We start from the raw sequence: 18,877 nt of genomic DNA on the forward strand, positions 1-18,877 counted from the left end.
GTACCGTCATGCCGCACTTGCCGGTTTGCCTGAGCCTTCGGCGCTGCGTGCCACCTGTCGGATCGACAGTCGCACCTCTGCGCTCAGGACGCGTTTGGCGGTGTTTTCGGCAATATCTTCGAGTCCGGCTACATAACTCAGTCGGCCCTCGGCGTCGGCACTGAGCACCTGTTCAGCGGTCAGGCGCTGGATGAATTGGCGGAACAGGGTCTTGTCGAAGAATTCCGGTGCGTTCAACCCGTGCAGGATCGACAGCCGCTGTGCCATCACCGTACAGCGGGCCTCCAGCTGCTCTGCAGTCTGACTGCCATTGGGAAAGTTCAGCAGCAGCGCCGCGACCATATAAAAGCGTTCCAGAATCTGGATGATGCTGCGCGACAGCAGGCTGAGCATGACAAACTCGGGTGAACTCAGGTCCGGGCGCTGGATCTGGCCATCGGCCTCGCGCAGCAGTTGCTGCGCGATCAGGCTGTCGATCCATTGCTGAATTACCTCGGGTAGTTGCTCCTCCTTCCAGCGCAGAAACAGTTCGTTCTGCAGGTAGGGATAGATACCCATGACCAGGCGCTCAATCTGCTCGCGGGTCATGCGCGGGTTGTTCTGGAACAGGCAGGCAATCAGCGCCGGCAACGCGACCAGATGCAGCACGTTGTTGCGGTAGTAGGTCATCAGGACCGCCTGTGGTTCGTCCAGCCGCATGATTTCGCCGAGGGCATCGGACTGGCGATCAATCATCCGCATGGCCTCAACGTGCTCGATCATTTCCTGGCCCGAGATATTCGGCAGGGTCACGCCGCCACTGTAGGGCACCGCCTGCAGCAGCGCCTTGTAGTGATCCAGCGAGCGGGCCAGCGAGGTCTCGTCCAGCGCCAGACGCGCAGTGGACAGCATGACCAGCGCGACCATGTTGACCGGGTTTACGTCGGCGGCCGCGCTGATGCCGCTGGTCAGCTCGCGGGCCAGGGTGTTGGTGGTGTCGTTCAGCCAGGCCGGGCGGTAGTCCGGCCCCATCGACTGGTTGCGCCAGCCGGGTTGCTCGCGGTCGAGGAAGTCGGCCAGCGCCAGTGGTTCACCAAAGTTCACCGCCACCTGGCCGAACGGCAACTTGAGAGCTGACAGCACGCGGAAGATATCGAAGACCGATTCTTTCTTCTTTGCCTGGCCGCGCAGCTCGCCAAGGTAGGTGCGGCCCTCCAGTACCCGCTCGTAGCCAATATAGACCGGTACGAAGACGATGGGGCGGCGCGAGGAACGCAGGAAGCTGCGCAGGGTGATCGCCAGCATGCCGGTCTTGGGGCTGAGCATGCGCCCGGTGCGCGAGCGGCCGCCTTCGATGAAGTATTCCACCGGGAAGCCGCGGCTGAACAGCGCGTGCAGATATTCGTTGAATACGGCGGTGTAGAGCTGATTGCCCTTGAAGCTGCGGCGCATGAAGAAGGCGCCGCCTCGGCGCAGGATACCGCCGATGACCGGCATATTGAGGTTGATGCCTGCGGCGATGTGCGGCGGCGTCATGCTGTTGCGAAATAGCAGGTAGGACAGCAGCAGGTAGTCGATGTGGCTGCGGTGGCAGGGCACATAGATGATTTCATTGCCGCGGGCGATGTCCTGGATCGGCTTGATGTTATTGACCCGAATGCCGTCGTACAGCTTGTTCCAGAACCAGCTCAGTACTACCTCAAGGAAGCGGATGATGGTGTAGGTGAAGTCCGAGGCGATCTCGTTGGCATAGCGGGAGGCCATGGCCTGCGCCTTGCTCTCGTCAATCCCCTTTTCGCTGGCCTCGCGGGTGATCGCCTCGCGCACCAGCGGGGCATGCAGCAGCCCCTTGAGCAGAGTGCGGCGGTGAACCAGCTCAGGGCCGACCACGGCGGCGCGTTGCTGGCGGAAGTGCACGCGCAGCACCCGGTTGACTCGGCGTATCGCGCGCTGGCGGTCCATTCCCGGTTCAAGCAGGGTGTGCAATGGCACCTGCGGGCCGAAGTGCACGCGCACCTTGCGCCCCTGCAGCAGGATTGCGAGAAGCTTGCGCAGGCGCCCACCCACCCAGTTCCAGGCGAACAGTAACTTCAGCGGCGATGATTCACTGTCCGGTGACTGCCCCCAGAAGACAGTGACGGGTACCAGTTGCACGTCGGCAGCGCCCTCTAGCGCGCAGTCCAGTACCTTGCCCAGACGTGGTGACTGACCTCGCGGATCCGGGCGGCCGACCCAGGAGCGTTCACGGCTTAAAAAGACATAGGAATCACGCTCGTCGAGCGGTGGCAGCGGGGCACGCACCGGACGTGGCAGGCCGGCGCGCACGCATTCGCGGTCGGCGACGATAAGGTCACTCAGCGAGCGGTAGGGCAGAACATAGATTACCGGTCGCTGCGGGTCTATGCCGATGTCATCGCCTTCGCCGATCCGGCGCGAGCGGGCCCACAGATACAGCAGGCGGCGAGCCAGACCGAAACGCAGGCGACCGAACAATGAGGAATAGGAAGCGGACATGGACATCTCTGTGGCAGCGTGGGCGGTAGCCGGATTTCGCAAGGCGGTTTGAGGTGAATTTTAGCGGGTTTGGCGGCCGCTCGCAGCCTGTCATGGCGGTGGCGGCACCGCCCGGCAAATGGTTGCTTGAAATGCACCGGGGGGATTCATATAGTCACTGCCTCGTGCGCATCCTTATCCGGCCGGAGACGGGGCATTTTGCCTCTCGCGATTGTGAACCACTGCACAGTTGCATTGTCGTAAACCGACATGGGTATCAGGGGCGATCGCTGGCCGCAGAAGCCAGCCGCAGACCGCGCGAAAGACCATTCTGGGGGAATAATAAAAGGCATGATAAGCATAAACAGCCTGACCAAACGCTTCGGCGATCACGTCGCCGTCGACAATCTGTCGTTTGACGTCAAGCCGGGTGAAGTGCTCGGTTTTCTCGGGCCCAACGGGGCCGGCAAGTCCACCACCATGAAGATGCTGACCGGATTTCTGACGCCTGATGGCGGTTCGGCGTCGGTCTGCGGCTTCGATATTCAGACCCAGACGCTGCTGGCGCAGCAGAAGATGGGCTATCTGCCGGAAGGTGCGCCCTGTTACGGCGACATGCGCGTCAAGGGCTTCCTTGAATTCATCGCCAATGTGCGTGGGCTGAGCGGCGCGGAGCGTCAGCGTCAGGTGCAGCGCGCCGTTGAGCAGGTCGAACTGCAGGACGTGCTCGGCCAGCGCATCGAGACGCTGTCCAAAGGGTTCAAGCGCCGGGTCGGTCTGGCCCAGGCCATTCTGCACGACCCGCAGGTGCTGATTCTGGACGAGCCCACCGATGGTCTGGACCCAAACCAGAAGCATCAGGTTCGCCGGCTGATTCAGCAACTGGCCGAAGGCAGCAACAAGATTGTTGTGATTTCCACCCATATCCTCGAAGAAGTCAGTGCAGTCTGCTCGCGTGCCGTGATTATCGGCAAGGGCCGCCTGCTGGCTGACGGTACGCCTGACGAGCTGGAAGCGCGCTCGCGCTATCACCAGGCGGTAACCCTGTCGCTCGCTGCGCCCGCTGACAGCGCTGCGCTCGAATCGCTGCCTGGAGTGGTCGCGGTTGAGCGCTCGGCAGACGGTCTTGCGCTGACTGTGCTGGCCAAACCGGGTGAGGTGATCTTCCCGGCGGTCGGTCAACTGGCGCGTGAGCAGCAGTGGCAGGTCAATGAGCTGTCGGTGGAGCGCGGTCGCCTGGACGACGTGTTCCGCAGTCTGACCTCGGGGGAGTCGGTATGAACAATCTGGGTGTAATCTTCCGCCGCGAGCTGGGCAGTTACTTTGCCACGCCGCTGGCCTATATCTTCATCGTCATCTTTCTGGTCATGGCGTCGCTGTTTACCTTTGACGTCGGTGGCTTCTATGAGGCGGGTCAGGCTGATCTGATCGCCTTCTTCAACTTCCATGCGGGCCTGTACCTGTTCCTGATCCCGGCGGTCGCCATGCGGCTGTGGGCGGAGGAGCGCAAGTCGGGGACCATCGAATTGCTGATGACCCTGCCGGTGTCCCGAGCCGCGATGGTGCTGGGCAAGTTTCTCGCCGCCTGGGTGTTCGTCGGTATCGCGCTGTTGCTGACCTTCCCGATGGTGTTGACCGTCAATTACCTTGGCTCGCCGGATAACGGCGCGATCCTGACCGGCTACATCGGCAGCTGGCTGATGGCCGGCGGCTATCTGGCCATCGGCTCCTGTATGTCGGCACTGACCAAGAACCAGGTCATCGCCTTTATTCTCAGTGTGGTGGTGTGCTTCCTGTTTGTTGTCAGCGGGGTATCCATGGTGCAGAACGCCTTCAGTGGCTGGGCACCGCAGTGGGTGCTCGATACGCTCGCCTCGTTCAGCTTCCTGACCCGCTTCGAAGCGATCAGCAAGGGTGTGCTGGATTTGCGCGATTTGCTGTATTTCTTCTCGCTGATGGGCGCCTGGCTGCTCGCGACGGCGGTTGTCATCGACCTGAAAAAGGCCGACTGAGGAGCTGACTCTATGAAACGTCTAATGTATTCCGGTGCCGGCCTGCTGGTGCTGCTGCTGGCCTTCTTTGCATTCAATATGGCAACCAACGTGCTGCTGCCCGGCGCGCGACTGGATCTGACCGAACAGAAGCTGTTCACCCTGTCCGATGGCACCAAGCAGATTCTTGACGAGCTGGATGCGCCGATTGATCTGTACTTCTTTTTCTCCGACTCGGCGAGCAAGGACCTGACGGTGCTGCGCAACTACCAGCGCCGGGTTGAGGAAATGCTCAAGGAGTATGAGCGCCGCGCCAATGGCCAGATTCGTCTGCACATTATCGACCCCGAGCCGTTCTCCGAGGCCGAGGATCGCGCTGCCGAGTTCGGCCTTCAGGCGATTCCGCTGAGCGACAGCGGTGAATCGCTGTACTTCGGTCTGGCCGGTACCAACGAGTTGGCCCAGCGTGAGGTGATTCCGTTCTTCGCACTCGAGCAGGAAGGCATGCTCGAGTATGAGCTCAGCCGTCTGGTCAGCACCCTGGCCAAGCCCGACAAGCCGGCAATCGGTCTTATCTCCGGCCTGCCGGTGGATGGCGGCATGAACCCCTACACCCAGCAGCCCGCTGCTCCCTGGATGTCGATTGAGCAGGTGCGGCAGGTGTTCGAGGTCAAGCCGCTGGCCGAGGATATCGACAGTATTCCCGAGGATATCGGCGTGCTGTTGCTGATCCATCCCAAGGCACTGACCGAATCGGCGCTGTACGCCATTGACCAGTTTGTGCTGCGTGGCGGCAAGCTGCTGGCTTATGTGGATCCCTTCGCCGAGGCCGATCAGGGCATGGAGGCGATGATTCAGGGCATGGCGGACGGCAAGGCATCTGATCTTGGGCCGCTGCTGCAGGCCTGGGGTGTGGCCTATGATCCGACCAGGGTTGTGGTCGACGCCCAGCAGGGCATGGCGGTTGGTCGTGGCCCTGGTCAGCGCCCGGCCCGTCACATCGGCTGGCTTGAGGTGGAAACCGCGCAAATCGATGCCGACGATACCATTACCGCCCCGCTGCAGTTGTTGACCTACGCGACCGGTGGTGCGCTGGTGCCGGTCGAGGGCAGTGAGACCCGCTTTACTCCGCTGTTGCAGAGCACTAAAGACAGTGCGTTGCTACCGAGCGATGCCTTCGCCAACCTGCAGGACCCCGAGGACCTGCTCAAGGCGTTCACGCCGGACGACAACGTCTATACCCTGGCTGCACGTCTGCACGGGCCGGCCAAATCGGCCTACCCGCAGGGGCTTGAAGGGTATGAACCCGGCTTGACGCAGGCAGATAACATCAATGTGGTGGTTATCGCCGACACCGATATGCTGACCGACCGCATGTGGACCCAGGTGCGTGATCTGTTCGGTCAGCGTATTGCCCAGCCATGGGCGGAGAACGCCGGTCTGCTGGTCAACGCACTGGATAACCTGTCCGGGTCGGAAGCGCTGATCAGTGTGCGTTCGCGTGGCGACTTCAGCCGTCCGTTCACCGTGGTTGAAGAGCTGCAGCGCAAGGCCGAAAGCCGCTTCCGTGCCAGCGAGGAGCGCTTGCAGCAACGGCTGGCCGAGACCGACCAGAAACTCGCGCAGTTGCAGCAGAGCCAGGATCCCGGCCAGTTGACCGAGCTGACCACCGAGCAGCGCGATGCGATCCAGGCCTTCCTCGACGAGAAGCTGGCCATTCGCAAGCAACTGCGTGATGTGCGCTATCAGCTCAATGCCGATATTGACGAGCTGGGTAGCCGGCTGAAGTGGCTCAATACCGCAGCTGTGCCAGCCCTGCTGACCCTGGGTGTGCTGTTCTGGTGGCTGCTGGGTCGCGCCCGCCGCAAACGCTGAGGAGACGATATGCGCAAGATCATTCTTATCGCATTGGCCCTGATCGCGGCGGCGCTTGTGGCGGTCGCCCTGCAGGTACGCAATAGTGATCGGGTGACCGATCTGCAGAGCCAGCCGTTGCTGGACGAGGCGAAACTGTCGCAGCTGGCGGCGGTTGAACAGATCGAGCTGGCACGCGCCGGACAGCAAGTAGTGCTGCAGCGTGATGGTGAGGCCTGGACGGTCGCCAATCGTGACCAGTTCCCGCTCCAGCGCGAGCGTCTGGCAGCGCTGCTGCTGGCGCTGCGCGAGGCGCGGGTGATCGAGGCCAAAACGTCCAACCCCGATTACCACGCGCGCCTTGGTCTGACCGAGGGCGAGGGTAACGACAGTGCCCTGGGGGTCAGCGTCAAGGCCGCTGAAGGCGGTTTTGGCCTGCTCTTCGGCAACAAGGTTGGCAGTGATCAGCTGGTGCGTTTCGCCAATGAGGATCAGGTCTGGCTGGTTAATCGGGCGCTGAGCATGTCGGCCAACCCGCAGGACTGGCTCGATCTGCAGGTCAGCCAGATTCCGCTGGAGCAGGTCGCCACCGCGCACTGGCGTTATGCCGATGGCGAGGAGCTGCAGCTCGACAAGGCCAGCGAAGGTGATTACAACTTCAAGCTGGCGGACGGCGAGGGTGCCGGTCAGGAGCGCAAGCTGAACTCGATGGTGCTGGCGCTGGCCGATCTGCGGGCGCAGAACGTGTCCCCGCGCACTGCCCTTGAGCTGGGTGAGCCGGTGCTGGTCATGCAACTCGGCAGCTGGTCCGGTGCCACGCTGGATGCATCGCTCTACGAGGTCGGCGGGGCCTACTGGCTTACTATCGACCAGCTCGACCAGAGTGAGGAAAATCCGCTGACGGTCAACGCGGATGAGCGCTGGGCGTTTCAGTTGGGTGTGGCTCAGCATGATCGCATGGTGCTGCGCCATGCAGACCTGAAAACAGCTGACGATGCCGCCGGGCAACCGGAACAGAACTGACCTGCCCCCCTGCAGCCGCCTGATTGGGCGGCTGCAGCCTTGCCGCGCTACTTGCGGCTCCCAATCTCTGAACTAGACTCGAAAAACGACCACCGGGTGAATGCCTCCGGTGGGCGCGCGCGCGTTGTCCGCAGGCGGATAACGGAATTGATCAGGTATGACGAGGATTGCGGTAATGGCAGAGCGGGAGCAGGGGACCGTCAAGTGGTTCAATGATGCCAAGGGGTTTGGTTTTATTCAGCGTGAGTCCGGTCCGGACGTGTTTGTGCACTTCCGCGCCATTCGCGGTGACGGTCATCGCACGTTGGTAGAGGGGCAGAAGGTCGAGTTCAGCGTTTCGCAGGGCCAGAAGGGCCTGCAGGCGGACGACGTCACCAAGCTGTAGCTTGTTTTTGTCCTGATGGCGCGGCTGCGGTAGCAGCTGCGCAGCACAACACCTGCAGCGCGGGTTTGCCCGCGCCGAAGGCTTCTTGTGTCTTTTTTCAGGCTGGCGCAGGCAGCTGGCTGCGCAGCCAGCGATCAAATTCGCCCGCCGGCAGTGCGCCGTTTATCCGCGCGACTTCCTTACCCTGATGCACGATCAGCAGTGTCGGAATGCTGCGGATACCGAAACGGGCGGCCAGGTCGGGTGCCGCTTCGGTGTCAACCTTGAGAAAGCGCGCACGGGGTTCGTGTTGGCTGCAGCTCTGGCTGAAGGTCGGCGCGAACTGACGACATGGCCCACACCAACTGGCCCAGAAATCGATGACCAGCGGCAGGTCTGCGCCGGCATGACGGGCAAAGCCGGCGGCGTCCACCTCGGTGGGCTTGCCGTTGAATAGCGGCTGCTTGCAGGCACCGCACACGGGTGCGGCGGACAGGCGACTGGCGTCCAGTCGGTTCTGGCGTTGGCAGTGGGGGCAGCAGATCAGCATTGGGAAGTCCTCCGACAATGGCGTATTGATGGGGGCCGATGGTGCCGTTTCAAGGATGCCGGCGTCGCCCCTGCCATTGTCTTTGCAGCTCGATAAAGGTCAGTGAGGCGGACCAGGTAATCAGCACCAGCCCGGTCAGCGACTCGGTTCCGTAGAGAAAGCGGATGTGTCCGGTCGGCGTCAGGTCACCGTAGCCAAGCGTGGAGTAAGTGGTAGCGGAGAGGTAGATGGTATCGAACAGGGTGATGGTATCCAGACCGTTGATGCCGCCTTGTTCCGGCATCTGCAGCAGGAAAAAGGCGCTCAGCCCGAATAGCCAGATTTCGGCGATATGGGTGAACAGCAATACGAAAATCAGGGTCAGGATACGGGGCCGCTCACCCATGGTGGTATCGTCGAGAAAGCGGTGCAGCCGTGACAGGACCTCGTAGTGCAATACGACCGCTAGCGCCACAATGACGCAGCTGCACGCCACCATGATGATGTGGAAACGGTCGATCTCCGGCAGATAGCTCACTTACTGCGCCCAGAGAAATTCGTGTTCGCCGTCGGCGTTGATCTTCAACCAGCGGTCAGCATCGGCTTCGCCGTCCGCTTCCTCCCAGCCGCCCACCGAACAGCGTACTTCGTGGCCAAGTGCGGCGTGAACCGCCCGGGCGCAGTCGCGGTCGCTTTCCCACGGGGTCACGTCGCTGTCGAACCAGATACTCGCCCATTTTCCCGCCGCCTTGCGTACCACCATCAGCGGAATGGTCTGGTCCGCGTGCAGGGCACCGTGCTGGGTGAGGCCCTTGGGTTCATCCAGGGTCAGCGGTCCCATGACCTTGTGCAGCCAGTCCAGCAGGTCTGCGACGTGGTCGTCGCGCAGGTAGATCTCGATATCGGGTTGGCGCACGGCTACTCCTTGGCGTGTTCTTGGTATCAGCAACGTTCCAGCATGATCATTTGCATGGCCACTTCGAGGCCCTCAATACCTTGCTCGGCGATGGCCTGCTGGCGTTCGGGGCGGCTGCGTACGCCGTGCGGCGTCATGCCGATCAGATTACCCAGATCTTCGCTTGTCAGCTGAAGAGGATAGCGCAGGGTCTGCTCGGAGGCGATGCGCAGTCCGTCCGGCAGGGCCTTGATCAGCGCCGGTGTCGGGTGGATCTGATCATACAGACGTTCGCGCAGGGCCAGCAGGTGGTCGCTGTGCGGGCCGACGATCAGCACGCGGCCGCCGGGTTTGACTGTACGCAGACACTCATCTGCAGACCACGGACTGAACACGCTCAAGGCTGCATCCAGACTCTGGTCGGCAACTGGCAGGCGAGCACTGGAGGCTACCATCCAGCGGATGCTGCGGCTGCGCCGGCAGGCCCTGATGATGGCGTCCTTGCTGATGTCGAAGCCACCGATGGCGGTGTCTGGCAGGGCGCGGGCGAGGCGCTCGGTGTAGTAGCCCTCACCGCAGCCCATATCGAGCAGGGTCGGGGGGCTGAATTCGGCGAATAGCTGATTGATTGCATCGCTCACCGGCTGGTAGTGTCCGGCGTCGAGGAACGCCTGACGACAGGCCAGCATTTGCGGCGTGTCGCCGGGCTGCTTGCTGTTCTTGAATTGCACCAGCAGCAGATTCAGGTAGCCCTGGCGGGCCTGATCGTAGCTATGGCCGGCCGGGCAGCGCCATTGGCGTTCAAGGTTGCTCAGCGGGGCATGGCAGTGTGGGCAGATCAGTTGCAGCATCAGGTCAGCAACCGTTCCAGGGTGACCTGATAGATGTCGGTCAGCAGGTTCAGATCATCGGCCTTGATGCACTCGTTGACCTGATGAATCGTCGCGTTCACCGGACCGAGTTCAACCACCTGGGTGCCCATGGTGGCGATAAAGCGGCCATCGGAGGTGCCGCCGGAGGTCGACGGCTGGGTCTCGCGGCCGGTGACCTGCCTGATTGCTGCCGAGACGCCGTCGAGCAGGGCACCGGGCTCGGTCAGGAAGGGCAGACCGGACACCGTCCAGTGCAGCTCGTACTCCAGGCCGTGGGCGTCCAGCAGGTCGCACACGCGCTGTTGCAGGCCTTCGACGGTCGATTCGGTGGAGAAACGGAAGTTGATCAGCGCTTCCAGCTCGCCCGGCACCACGTTGGTCGCGCCGGTACCGGAGTGGATATTGGAAATCTGGAAGCTGGTCGGCGGGAAGAACGCGTTGCCTTCGTCCCATACCTCGGCGGCCAGCGCGGCCAGTGCCGGCGCGGCCAGGTGAATCGGGTTGCGGGCCAGATGCGGATAGGCCACATGCCCCTGCTTGCCGCGAATGACCAGGCGGGCGTTGAGCGAGCCGCGGCGGCCGTTCTTGACGATATCGCCGACCAACTCGGTGCTGGAGGGCTCGCCAACGATGCACCAGTCGACCTTTTCGCCACGCTCGACCAGCGTTTCGACTACCTTCACTGTGCCGTCGGTAGCGGGGCCCTCCTCGTCACTGGTGATCAGAAAGGCGATCGAGCCCTTGTGGTCGGGATGGGCGGCGACGAAGCGTTCGACCGCCACCACCATCGCCGCCAGGCTGCCCTTCATATCGGCTGCGCCGCGGCCGTGCAGCATGCCGTCGCGAATCTGCGGGATGAAGGGGTTGGTCTGCCACTGCTCGACCGGGCCGGTTGGCACCACATCGGTGTGACCGGCAAAACACAACACCGGACCTTCGCTGCCGCGTCTTGCCCACAGGTTATCGACCTCGCCGAAGCGCAGAGGCTCCAGCTCGAAACCGACCGCCGCCAGTCGCTCGCCCATCAGTTGCTGACAGCCAGCGTCCTCAGGGGTAGTGGAGTTGCGGGAGATGAGGTCGCAGGCCAGCTGCAGGGTAGGGGATAGCTCGGTCATGGTTCCGGTTCGTCTGGGCAGAGAAAGGGCCATCATACCAGAGTCCTGCGGCGCTCTTCCCGCCCGATCAGGGCTGCCTGTCCAAGTAAGACCGTTCGGTTCCAGCCGGTGACCGAGGTCGGTACTGGTTGCTCAGATTCGCGTGCCGGGCCAGCGTGCCCGTCGCCACGCCCGGCGCTGCTTCTTGTCGAGGAAGGTCCAGGCCAGCAGGCGACTGCGCTTGCTGCCCTGACCCATGTCGATGATGCGTACGTCGGTGGCGCCGAGGTCGCGCAGCTGCTCGGGCAGTGCTTTCAGGCTGGCTGCGCTGGCGACCAGCGTCGTGAACCAGAACACCTGCGACGCGCAGGTCCTGCTCTGCTCGGCCATGCGGCGCAGGAATCCGGCCTCGCCGTCGCTGCAGTACAGCTCGTTGTTGCGGCCGCCGAAATTACGTCCGCCGGGTTGCTTGCCCAGGCCCTGCCACTTGCGCTCGTTGGCCTGCCGGGCCTCGGCGGCGCTGGCATAGAACGGCGGGTTGCACAGGGTGAAGTCGAACTGCTCGTCGGCGCCGATGATGCCCGTGAAAATGCACGCGGGGTCCGCCTGCCGGCGCAGCTCGATCCGGGTCTGCAGGGTTGGATTGGCCGCGAGGATCTGCGTGCCGTTGCGCAGGGCGTCGGCATCAATGTCGCTGCCGACGAATTGCCAGCCATATTCGGCGTTACCGATCAGGGGATAAATCAGGTTGGCACCGGTGCCCACATCCAGCCCGCGCAGGCTCGCGCCCTTGGGGATAACGCCATCGTGGCTGCTTGCAAGCAAATCCGCCAGGTGGTGGATAAGATCGGCGCGGCCGGGGATGGGCGGGCACAGGGCGTCGTCCGGAATCTGCCAGCCATTGATGTCGTACCAGTGCGTGAGCAGGGCACCGTTGAGGCAGCGCAGGGCGGCCGGATCTGTAAAGTCGATGGTCGTCTGTCCATCCTTGCCCTGGCGGATAAAAGCCTTTAGTGGCGGGCACTTGCGGGCCAGAAGGGGGAAGTCGTAACGGCCCTGATAACGGTTGCGTGGATGCAGTGCTGGTGGCTTGGATGAGCGGCGCGACATGTTGACTCCTGAGCTGGAGGGGGAGCTTCCCACGCCGATGTGGGGCTTGTCATCTGTTGTGCACAGAAGCTGGGGATGATGCTGTGGATAAGTTCAGGATATCCACCTCAACTCCAGCAGGGCTGGCGGCTGCGCAAGACTGGTTGTTTTCTGATCGATTACAGCGCTTGCAGGAAAGCCTCCAGTGCGGCCAGCTCATCGCTGTCCAGCCCCAGCGGTTGCAGCAGCTCTGAGGTTTGTGGAAACAGCGGATCATTCTGTTGATGCGCTGCTGGATGCGGTCGGGGCATGCCCGCGTTGTACATGCGTAACACCCCGCTCAGGTTGGGGAACAGGCCGTTGTGCATCCAGGGGCCGGTCTGGCTGACCAGGCGTAGTGAGGGCGTTCGGAACCTGCCGACGTCGCTCGGATCAGCGGTTACCTGATAACGGCCGGTGTCTTCGTACTTGCGGCCGTAGTAGGTGAGGCCCAGATTGTGGAAGCGCTGGTCGGTCAGTGCTGCACCCTGATGGCAGTTAAGGCAGCGCGCCTTGGTGCGGAACAGATGCAGTCCCTGCAGTTGCTGGTCGCTCAGTGCCGTGGTGTCGCCACGCAGAAATCGATCCAGCGGACGGTCCCTGGGGATCAGGCTGCGCTGAAAATCGGCCAGGGCGCTGGCCAGTTGGCCGGAGTCGATGGGCGAGTGATCGAACACGTCAGCAAAGCGCTGGCGGTAATCCGGATTCTGATTGAGCCGGTGCAGCACTTCGGGCAGCCGGGCGGCCATCTCATGCGGAGCCTCAATTGGCTTCAGTGCCTGATCCTCAAGGCTATCGCTGCGGCCGTCCCAGAACAGGGGCTCAATCAGCGCAGCGGCCACAACGCTTGGCGTATTGCGCGTACCGAGTTGTTGTTGATGCCCGGGAGAGACGCGCAGCCCGTCGGCAAATGCTTTTTTTGGGTCGTGGCAGCTGCTGCAGGCAATGTCGCGTGCCTGCGACAGCAGCGGCTCACTGAACAGGTCTGCGCCCAGCGCCACACGTGCAGGGTCCAGAGCAGGAAGGATCGGTAGCGGGGCCAGGTCCTGCTGTGGTTGCCCGGCGTCAATCTGCGCCGGTGGCCATTGCGCCTGCGGTGCGCTGTAGTGCGCTCGCAGACAGGCGGCTGTGCTCAGGTCGCAGGGTTCGGCGGCGCGGGACTGCCCGGAGCCCAGCACCGCAAGCAGGGCTGCAACAATGAAACCTGTGTGCATAAACATGGCTCAGAATCGATAGCCCAGTTCCAGCCAGAATTGTCGTCCGACTTCGTAGGTAACGGTGTTGTTGCTGGATACCTCTGCGGCGCTACGTTCGTTTAGCACGTTGAACACGTCGACGTTGACGAACACCTCCTGCTGTTTTGGCAGATCCAGCGCCCATGCCAGACGCATATCCCAGGTCAGCGCGCCGCCGTAATCCTGTACTTGCCAGACGTCGACAGAGACGCCCTGATAGTCGATGTTCTCGCCGGTATCGGCCACTTTGCTGTAGTCGGCACGGTAGCGGAAGAAGTTGCTCCAGATCAGGTTGGCCTGCGGTACCTGAGTGATGGTGGTCAGGCGTGCGGTCCAGGGGCGGGTAAAGTTATCGGCCGGGCGGTCAGCATAGCGGATGAACTTGCCCTGGTAGGAGATATAAGGGTTCTCGTAGTACATCTCGCCGGCGCTGTCATCGAAATAGGTGGGAGCGCTGCTCTTGCTGTTGGTCCAGTCCAGTGCCAACTGGCCGCTGGTGCTGGTGCCCCAAAGCGAATAGGCCTGCAGCGGCGTGACCATCAGCGTGATGATGTCGGTTTCGCTTTTGCCTTCGTTAGCCCAGGTGGTGTAGTCGTCATCCAGCGTCGGATCGGTGGACGGCTCACCGAGGGTTTCGCCGCTGATCTGAACGACCTGATCGCGCCCCTTGCGGTTGACGTACTTGAGGCCGAACTCCAGATTATTCCAGCGCTGTACCACGCCGAGCATCAGCTCATCGTCGTAGGCAATATTCAGCTGACTGAAGCTGACCTGGTTTTGTGCCTGGGTGCCGACGGTCCAGTCGTCGTCAATCGACGCCCGGGTTTCGCTGTTGTAACGCAACTGATTGCGACCTTCCTGCAGGCGCCAGGCGGCGATATTACGGCCGTAGTAGCGGTTGGCACCGGCCTGCAGCAGGGTATCACCGTTGGCGAACAGGTCGTACTCTGCGGCAAAGCGCGGAGCGATGGTGGTCTGGTCCATGTAGTTGTCGCTGTCTATCCGCACGCCCGGGCGGATGCGCAGCTCTTCGATCTGGATATCGTCTTCAAGCCAGGCGCCCCAGCTTAGGGTGGTAAAGCTGAAGTCGCCGGCGGCATATCGGGTGCGGCGGCTCATGTACTGGCCGGCCCAGCCGTTGTTGGTCAGGCCCATGGAACAGGCGTCGACTTGCTGGCCGGCGCTGTTGGTACAGGTGTCGGTTTCGCGGGGGGTGACATAGGTACTGCTTTCGCTGGTGCGTTCGTAGAAGACCTCGTCTTCGCCGATCTCCAGGCCGCCGCGCAGACGGTGTTCGCTGGCCAGCCAGTTGATGGGTTTCGCTGCGGCGTCGAGCTTGTACTGCCAGCCGGACTGCTGCTGTTCGATATCGCCAAACTCGCCTTCCAGCGTGCTGTTTCCGGTGCCCCACCATTTGCTTTCAGAGGTGCGCCAGGCGTAGTAATCGTCAAAGTCCGGGTTGCGAGACTGCTCCAGCTGGTTCCAGCCCAGACTCTGGGTGAGGGTGAGGTTGTCTCCCTGCCAAACCCCTTCCAGGTTGAGTTGATTGCCGCCAGACTCGATGTAGATGTCCGAGTTGGCAATGTTTGAGCGGAAGTACTGTGCCTCTTCTGGCGCATAGGCGACGCTGCCACGCAGGGTCAGGCGGTCGGAGGCATGCCAGATACCTTTGAGAAAGTAGTTGTTGATGCTGCGAGTCTGTTCTTCTTCGCGGTAGCCGTAGGTATCGACCAGGTGTGAGGAATAGAAGCTGAGCGGGATCTCCGAACGCTTCTGACTGAAGCTGGCGAGCAGGCCGAAGTCGTCGTTCAAGTAGCCTTCCAGAGTACCGCGCACGGTCGTTTTCTCGAACTCCGGCTGGCCGTCATCCCAGGAGGAGGCGTTTTCAACGTCGTCGGCTTCCACTGGGTCAATGTGGTATTCGGTCCACTCCGAGCGGGTGATCTGGTAGGACAGGCTACCGGACAGCTCGCGCTTGGGGTCGCGGGTGCGGGCATTGACTACGCCGCCGTTGAAACCGCCGTATTCGGCGGACACGTTGCTGTCGAGTACTTCGATCTCTTCCAGCAGGTCTGTATCCAGGGCCAAACCCTGGCTGCGACCGGGTACGGCAAACAGGCGATAAGGAGTGTCTTCTTGGGCCGGGTCGATGTCGTTGTTCATGTTCATACCATCGACGATAAAGGCGTTCTGATAGAACTGAGCACCGTTGATGCTGATATCGGCCGGGCTGATTTCCCCCGGAGTGCGGCTGCTTTGTTGGCTGTTGTCGAACTGCACCGCCGGGTTGGTTTTCAGCAGGCTGGTGATATCGCCATTGCCTGCAGGCAGCGCCTCGATGACTGAGCGGGGCAAGGTGTTGCTGCTTTGATAGGGGCTGGACGTGTGTTCGGCAAGGACCTGCAGGGTGGGCAGGCGAACGTCACCGGCGGCGTCGGATTGAATCAGTTGTTGCGGAAGAATAATGACAGTGTCGTCGTCGCTGAGTTGCCAGCTCAGGCCACTGCCTTCCAGCAGCATGCCAAGCACAGTCAGAACCGACAGCTGCCCCTGAATGGCTGGCGCCTGACGATCAGCCAGCAATTCCGACGGCGCGCTGACCTGCAGGCCAGACTGGTTGCTAAACGCCAGTAAAGCAGTTGCCAGAGGTTGTGCCGGGATGTCGTAGATGTAAAAGCTTATTTGCTTGGCGCTGGCAGTGTCGGCCTGACTGGCAAGCGGGATAAGTCCCAGAGCAATCGAGCACGTAAGTGCGCAAGGGCGTAGTGACCGCAGGATGGGTTGGTTGGGCACAGACACGGCTCCCTGTTGAATTCTGAATTGATAATGATTCGCATTTTCATGGGGTATGACGTGTGAGTGCCGCGTTTTTTCAGCAACGCGAGGAAAATTAGTCGCTGATGATGGTCAACCAGGGTGAAATGCTGTTGATGCGGGCATTGTAGGGGCCTAAAACGGCACGTAAGGCTGCATCCGGAGTGTCTAGTTTGAAGCGGCCTGTGACCCGCTTCTGGGCAAGCTCCGGGCTGCGCAGCCACAGGTATCCGGATCGATATCGGCCCAGTTCCACCAGCACGCTGGTCAGTGGTTGGTCCTGAACTGTCAGGTAACCGGTTTGCCACTCGGCAATGTGTGTGCTGTCGACCGCGCTGATGCAGTCGTTCCGGCAGTCATTGGCTGCAAGCTGCTGGCCTGCATTGAGCACAACCTCTGGACCGTCCGAGTAGGCAACCCGGACTTGCCCCTCGCGAACCTGAACAGCACTTCGCCTGCTATCGGTATCTACCAGAAAGGCGGTGCCGGTGACGGTGACGGTCAGATCATCCGTGAACACTTGAAACGGGCGGCTGGCGTCTGGGCTGACTTGCAGGAACACTCGGCCCTTGTGCAGATCGAGATGGCGGCTGTCGTTGGCCATGCTGACATCCAGCTCGGTGCCAGCATCCATAAATACGCGGGTGCCGTCGTTCAGAGTAATCTGCTCGGGTTGGTTATCGCTGCGATATTGCGGGTGCTTGTGTAGCAGACTATGACCGATGACTGTGGACAGCAGAACGCTGGCCGCAAGTGCTGACGGATAACGCCAGCGGCGTTGTCTGGGTTTGTTTGTCCGCGGCAGCGGCGTGAGGCTTGCCGTAAGCTGCCAGACTTGCTGAGCGCGTTGCCATGACCGCCAGTGGCTTGGGTCTTGCTGCAGCCACTGCTGTAGCTCAGCATCCAGCGCAGGGTCGTCCGGAACCTGCTGTTGTCGCAGGAGCCAGTCGGCGGCGGCGGCATCTGGGCTGTCTTTTGCGTATGGCTCAGTCATCGTTGACCTGCTGCATGCAATGAAGCAGTGCAGTATGCACCAGCTGGTGGGCGAGGGTGGTGGATATGCTCAGTTCTGCAGCGATCTCTTTGAAGCGGAGTCCATGCACGCGGTGCAAGAGGAAGGCGCGGCGGGTGCGTTCTGGCAGGGAGTTCAGGCCCGCCTCGATTCGTTTTAATGTGTCCTGATGCTGGGTAATCGCTTCCGGTTGGCCGAGTGCCGAGGGCAGACTGTCGAGCAGGGCATCGCCATCCGGCTGAGTGTTTTCGATCTGCTGGCGTCGGCTGCAGTCGACTGCGAGATTACGAACGATGCGATACAGATAGGCGACCGGGTTATCGATGCGCGGTGTGCTGCTCTGGCGGCTGAAGCGCAGCCAGGCTTCTTGCACGATGTCTTCTGCCTGGGCACGGCTGTGGACGATCGGCTGGGCGTAATCGATCAGCGCGGTGCGATGGCGAAGGTAGAGTTCCAGTAGGGGAGGACCCGATTTCATGTTGCGTTTCAGTGATGGCGAAGTGGGTATTTTTTCGCAAATGATAATTATTATCAATAATTGAGGGTCGGTATTTTGCCGCTTACCGTATACTGTCGCGCCGCAGGAGGATGCCCATGATTACCGAAGACCCCCGTTTTGCCGGAATTGGCCGTTTGTATGGTACCGATGCGCTTGCGCGTCTGGCGGCCAGTCATGTGGTGGTCGTCGGGATTGGTGGGGTCGGCAGTTGGGTCGCCGAGGCGCTGGCACGTACCGGGATCGGCCGCATCAGCCTGATCGACTTGGACGAGGTCTGCGTCAGCAACGTCAACCGCCAGCTGCACGCGCTGGACGGCCAGGTGGGCAGGCCCAAGGTTGAGGTGATGGCTGAGCGTCTGCGGGCGATCAGCCCGGAGTGCGACGTGCGCCCGGTGATGGATTTTGTCACGCCCAGCAATCTGGCCGAGCTGATAACCGATGACATCGATTGCGTTGTCGACTGCATCGACAGCGTCAACGCCAAGGTGGCGCTGATTGCCTGGTGCCGCCGCCGCAAGATTCCGGTGATCACCACCGGCGGTGCCGGCGGGCAGATCGACCCGACACAGATTACCGTCGCGGACCTGTCCAAGACCGTCAACGACCCGCTGGCCGCCAAGGCCCGCTCACTGCTGCGCCGGGACCACAACTTCCCCCGTGCCGACAGCAAGCGCAGCTTCGGCGTGCCCTGCGTCTACTCGAAAGAGCAATTGCGCTACCCCAAACCCGACGGCAGCGTCTGCACCCAGAAATCCTTCGTCGGTGAGGGCGTGCGCCTGGACTGCTCCGGCGGCTTCGGCGCCGTCACCATGGTTACCGCTACCTTCGGCATGGTAGCTGCGGCGCAGGCGGTGCAGCGCTTGCTGCGCTAGCGCAGCAAGCGAGCAGCAAGCCGCAAGCCTCAAGCCTCAAGCCTCAAGCGGCAAGCTACAAGCAGTTCGAGTGACGGGAGTTATCAGCGCTATAACCTGCAAGCGCGGCGGGGTAAGCCTGAAACCACAAAGCGCTTTTGGCTTGTCGCTTGCCGCTTGAGGCTTGTAGCTATAAAAAAGGCCCGAACCGGTCACCGGCACGGGCCTCTCACCGAGCTGCTTC

At 61.8% G+C, this 18,877-nt stretch carries 17 protein-coding genes; 6 read left to right on the forward strand and 11 right to left on the reverse strand.

Features of this window, described 5'->3' with window-relative positions; genetic code table 11:
- Window positions 1-6 precede the first annotated feature (6 nt).
- A complete protein-coding gene (plsB, locus tag O5O48_RS09460) occupies window positions 7-2,493 on the reverse strand; it encodes a glycerol-3-phosphate 1-O-acyltransferase PlsB (RefSeq protein ID WP_269686855.1) in 2,487 nt (828 codons plus the stop codon).
- Window positions 2,494-2,823: 330 nt separating this feature from the next.
- On the opposite strand from plsB, the gene O5O48_RS09465 reads away from it, so the two are divergent.
- From O5O48_RS09465 to O5O48_RS09485, 5 genes are all read left to right on the forward strand, one after another.
- Window positions 2,824-3,753, forward strand: coding sequence for an ABC transporter ATP-binding protein (locus tag O5O48_RS09465; protein ID WP_228245134.1), 930 nt, complete (start codon window positions 2,824-2,826; stop codon window positions 3,751-3,753).
- Window positions 3,750-4,484, forward strand: a complete 735-nt coding sequence (locus O5O48_RS09470; protein ID WP_088273375.1) for an ABC transporter permease — start codon at window positions 3,750-3,752, stop codon at window positions 4,482-4,484. The genes O5O48_RS09465 and O5O48_RS09470 overlap by 4 nt, the downstream gene beginning before the upstream one ends.
- 12 nt (window positions 4,485-4,496) lie before the next feature.
- On the forward strand, window positions 4,497-6,338 hold the full coding sequence (locus O5O48_RS09475; protein WP_228245135.1) for a GldG family protein: 1,842 nt from the start codon (window positions 4,497-4,499) through the stop codon (window positions 6,336-6,338).
- A 9-nt stretch (window positions 6,339-6,347) separates the two neighbouring features.
- Window positions 6,348-7,340, forward strand: coding sequence for a DUF4340 domain-containing protein (locus O5O48_RS09480; RefSeq protein WP_269686856.1), 993 nt, complete (start codon window positions 6,348-6,350; stop codon window positions 7,338-7,340).
- 175 nt (window positions 7,341-7,515) lie between these two features.
- Window positions 7,516-7,725 (forward strand): cold-shock protein, encoded by a 210-nt coding sequence (locus O5O48_RS09485; protein ID WP_088273378.1) that lies wholly within the window; start codon window positions 7,516-7,518, stop codon window positions 7,723-7,725.
- 97 nt (window positions 7,726-7,822) lie between these two features.
- Here the strand turns inward: O5O48_RS09485 and trxC are convergent, their stop codons facing one another.
- The 10 genes from trxC to O5O48_RS09535 all read right to left on the reverse strand — a co-directional run bounded on the left by trxC (window position 7,823) and on the right by O5O48_RS09535 (window position 17,761).
- Window positions 7,823-8,254, reverse strand: coding sequence for a thioredoxin TrxC (gene trxC / locus O5O48_RS09490; RefSeq protein WP_269686857.1), 432 nt, complete (start codon window positions 8,252-8,254; stop codon window positions 7,823-7,825).
- Window positions 8,255-8,303: 49 nt separating this feature from the next.
- On the reverse strand, window positions 8,304-8,771 hold the full coding sequence (locus tag O5O48_RS09495) for an ion channel (protein ID WP_088273380.1): 468 nt from the start codon (window positions 8,769-8,771) through the stop codon (window positions 8,304-8,306).
- Window positions 8,772-9,149: a hypothetical protein gene (locus O5O48_RS09500; RefSeq protein WP_088273381.1), complete on the reverse strand. Its 378-nt coding sequence runs from the start codon at window positions 9,147-9,149 to the stop codon at window positions 8,772-8,774.
- A 26-nt stretch (window positions 9,150-9,175) separates the two neighbouring features.
- On the reverse strand, window positions 9,176-9,979 hold the full coding sequence (locus O5O48_RS09505; protein WP_269686858.1) for a putative RNA methyltransferase: 804 nt from the start codon (window positions 9,977-9,979) through the stop codon (window positions 9,176-9,178).
- Window positions 9,979-11,148, reverse strand: coding sequence for a succinyl-diaminopimelate desuccinylase (gene dapE, locus O5O48_RS09510; protein WP_434006962.1), 1,170 nt, complete (start codon window positions 11,146-11,148; stop codon window positions 9,979-9,981). The genes O5O48_RS09505 and dapE overlap by 1 nt, the downstream gene beginning before the upstream one ends.
- 99 nt (window positions 11,149-11,247) lie before the next feature.
- Window positions 11,248-12,204: a 23S rRNA (adenine(1618)-N(6))-methyltransferase RlmF gene (gene rlmF / locus O5O48_RS09515; protein WP_269686860.1), complete on the reverse strand. Its 957-nt coding sequence runs from the start codon at window positions 12,202-12,204 to the stop codon at window positions 11,248-11,250.
- Between the two features lie 158 nt (window positions 12,205-12,362).
- The gene (locus O5O48_RS09520) at window positions 12,363-13,442 is read right to left on the reverse strand and encodes a cytochrome-c peroxidase (RefSeq protein ID WP_269686861.1); all 1,080 of its coding nucleotides are present in this window, start codon (window positions 13,440-13,442) and stop codon (window positions 12,363-12,365) included.
- A gap of 3 nt (window positions 13,443-13,445) precedes the next feature.
- Window positions 13,446-16,250 (reverse strand): TonB-dependent receptor plug domain-containing protein, encoded by a 2,805-nt coding sequence (locus O5O48_RS09525; RefSeq protein WP_269686862.1) that lies wholly within the window; start codon window positions 16,248-16,250, stop codon window positions 13,446-13,448.
- A gap of 97 nt (window positions 16,251-16,347) precedes the next feature.
- Complete coding sequence (locus O5O48_RS09530) at window positions 16,348-17,265, reverse strand: FecR family protein (RefSeq protein WP_269686863.1); 918 nt, start codon at window positions 17,263-17,265, stop codon at window positions 16,348-16,350.
- Window positions 17,258-17,761, reverse strand: coding sequence for a sigma-70 family RNA polymerase sigma factor (locus O5O48_RS09535; protein WP_228245144.1), 504 nt, complete (start codon window positions 17,759-17,761; stop codon window positions 17,258-17,260). The genes O5O48_RS09530 and O5O48_RS09535 overlap by 8 nt, the downstream gene beginning before the upstream one ends.
- A 110-nt stretch (window positions 17,762-17,871) precedes the next feature.
- On the opposite strand from O5O48_RS09535, the gene tcdA reads away from it, so the two are divergent.
- On the forward strand, window positions 17,872-18,654 hold the full coding sequence (gene tcdA, locus O5O48_RS09540; protein ID WP_228245145.1) for a tRNA cyclic N6-threonylcarbamoyladenosine(37) synthase TcdA: 783 nt from the start codon (window positions 17,872-17,874) through the stop codon (window positions 18,652-18,654).
- Window positions 18,655-18,877 lie beyond the last annotated feature (223 nt).

It is taken from the genome of Halopseudomonas sp. MFKK-1 (genome assembly GCF_027474385.1).
In the GTDB taxonomy this organism is placed as follows: Bacteria; Pseudomonadota; Gammaproteobacteria; order Pseudomonadales; family Pseudomonadaceae; genus Halopseudomonas; species Halopseudomonas aestusnigri.

Bases quoted from the DNA above. Each gene is read 5' to 3' on its own strand.
- plsB (WP_269686855.1), bottom strand. From the start codon at position 2,493: ATGTCCGCTTCCTATTCCTCATTGTTCGGTCGCCTGCGTTTCGGTCTG.
- O5O48_RS09465 (WP_228245134.1), top strand. From the start codon at position 2,824: ATGATAAGCATAAACAGCCTGACCAAACGCTTCGGCGATCACGTCGCC.
- O5O48_RS09470 (WP_088273375.1), top strand. From the start codon at position 3,750: ATGAACAATCTGGGTGTAATCTTCCGCCGCGAGCTGGGCAGTTACTTT.
- O5O48_RS09475 (WP_228245135.1), top strand. From the start codon at position 4,497: ATGAAACGTCTAATGTATTCCGGTGCCGGCCTGCTGGTGCTGCTGCTG.
- O5O48_RS09480 (WP_269686856.1), top strand. From the start codon at position 6,348: ATGCGCAAGATCATTCTTATCGCATTGGCCCTGATCGCGGCGGCGCTT.
- O5O48_RS09485 (WP_088273378.1), top strand. From the start codon at position 7,516: ATGGCAGAGCGGGAGCAGGGGACCGTCAAGTGGTTCAATGATGCCAAG.
- trxC (WP_269686857.1), bottom strand. From the start codon at position 8,254: ATGCTGATCTGCTGCCCCCACTGCCAACGCCAGAACCGACTGGACGCC.
- O5O48_RS09505 (WP_269686858.1), bottom strand. From the start codon at position 9,979: ATGCTGCAACTGATCTGCCCACACTGCCATGCCCCGCTGAGCAACCTT.
- dapE (WP_434006962.1), bottom strand. From the start codon at position 11,148: ATGGCCCTTTCTCTGCCCAGACGAACCGGAACCATGACCGAGCTATCC.
- rlmF (WP_269686860.1), bottom strand. From the start codon at position 12,204: ATGTCGCGCCGCTCATCCAAGCCACCAGCACTGCATCCACGCAACCGT.
- O5O48_RS09520 (WP_269686861.1), bottom strand. From the start codon at position 13,442: ATGTTTATGCACACAGGTTTCATTGTTGCAGCCCTGCTTGCGGTGCTG.
- O5O48_RS09530 (WP_269686863.1), bottom strand. From the start codon at position 17,265: ATGACTGAGCCATACGCAAAAGACAGCCCAGATGCCGCCGCCGCCGAC.
- O5O48_RS09535 (WP_228245144.1), bottom strand. From the start codon at position 17,761: ATGAAATCGGGTCCTCCCCTACTGGAACTCTACCTTCGCCATCGCACC.
- tcdA (WP_228245145.1), top strand. From the start codon at position 17,872: ATGCCCATGATTACCGAAGACCCCCGTTTTGCCGGAATTGGCCGTTTG.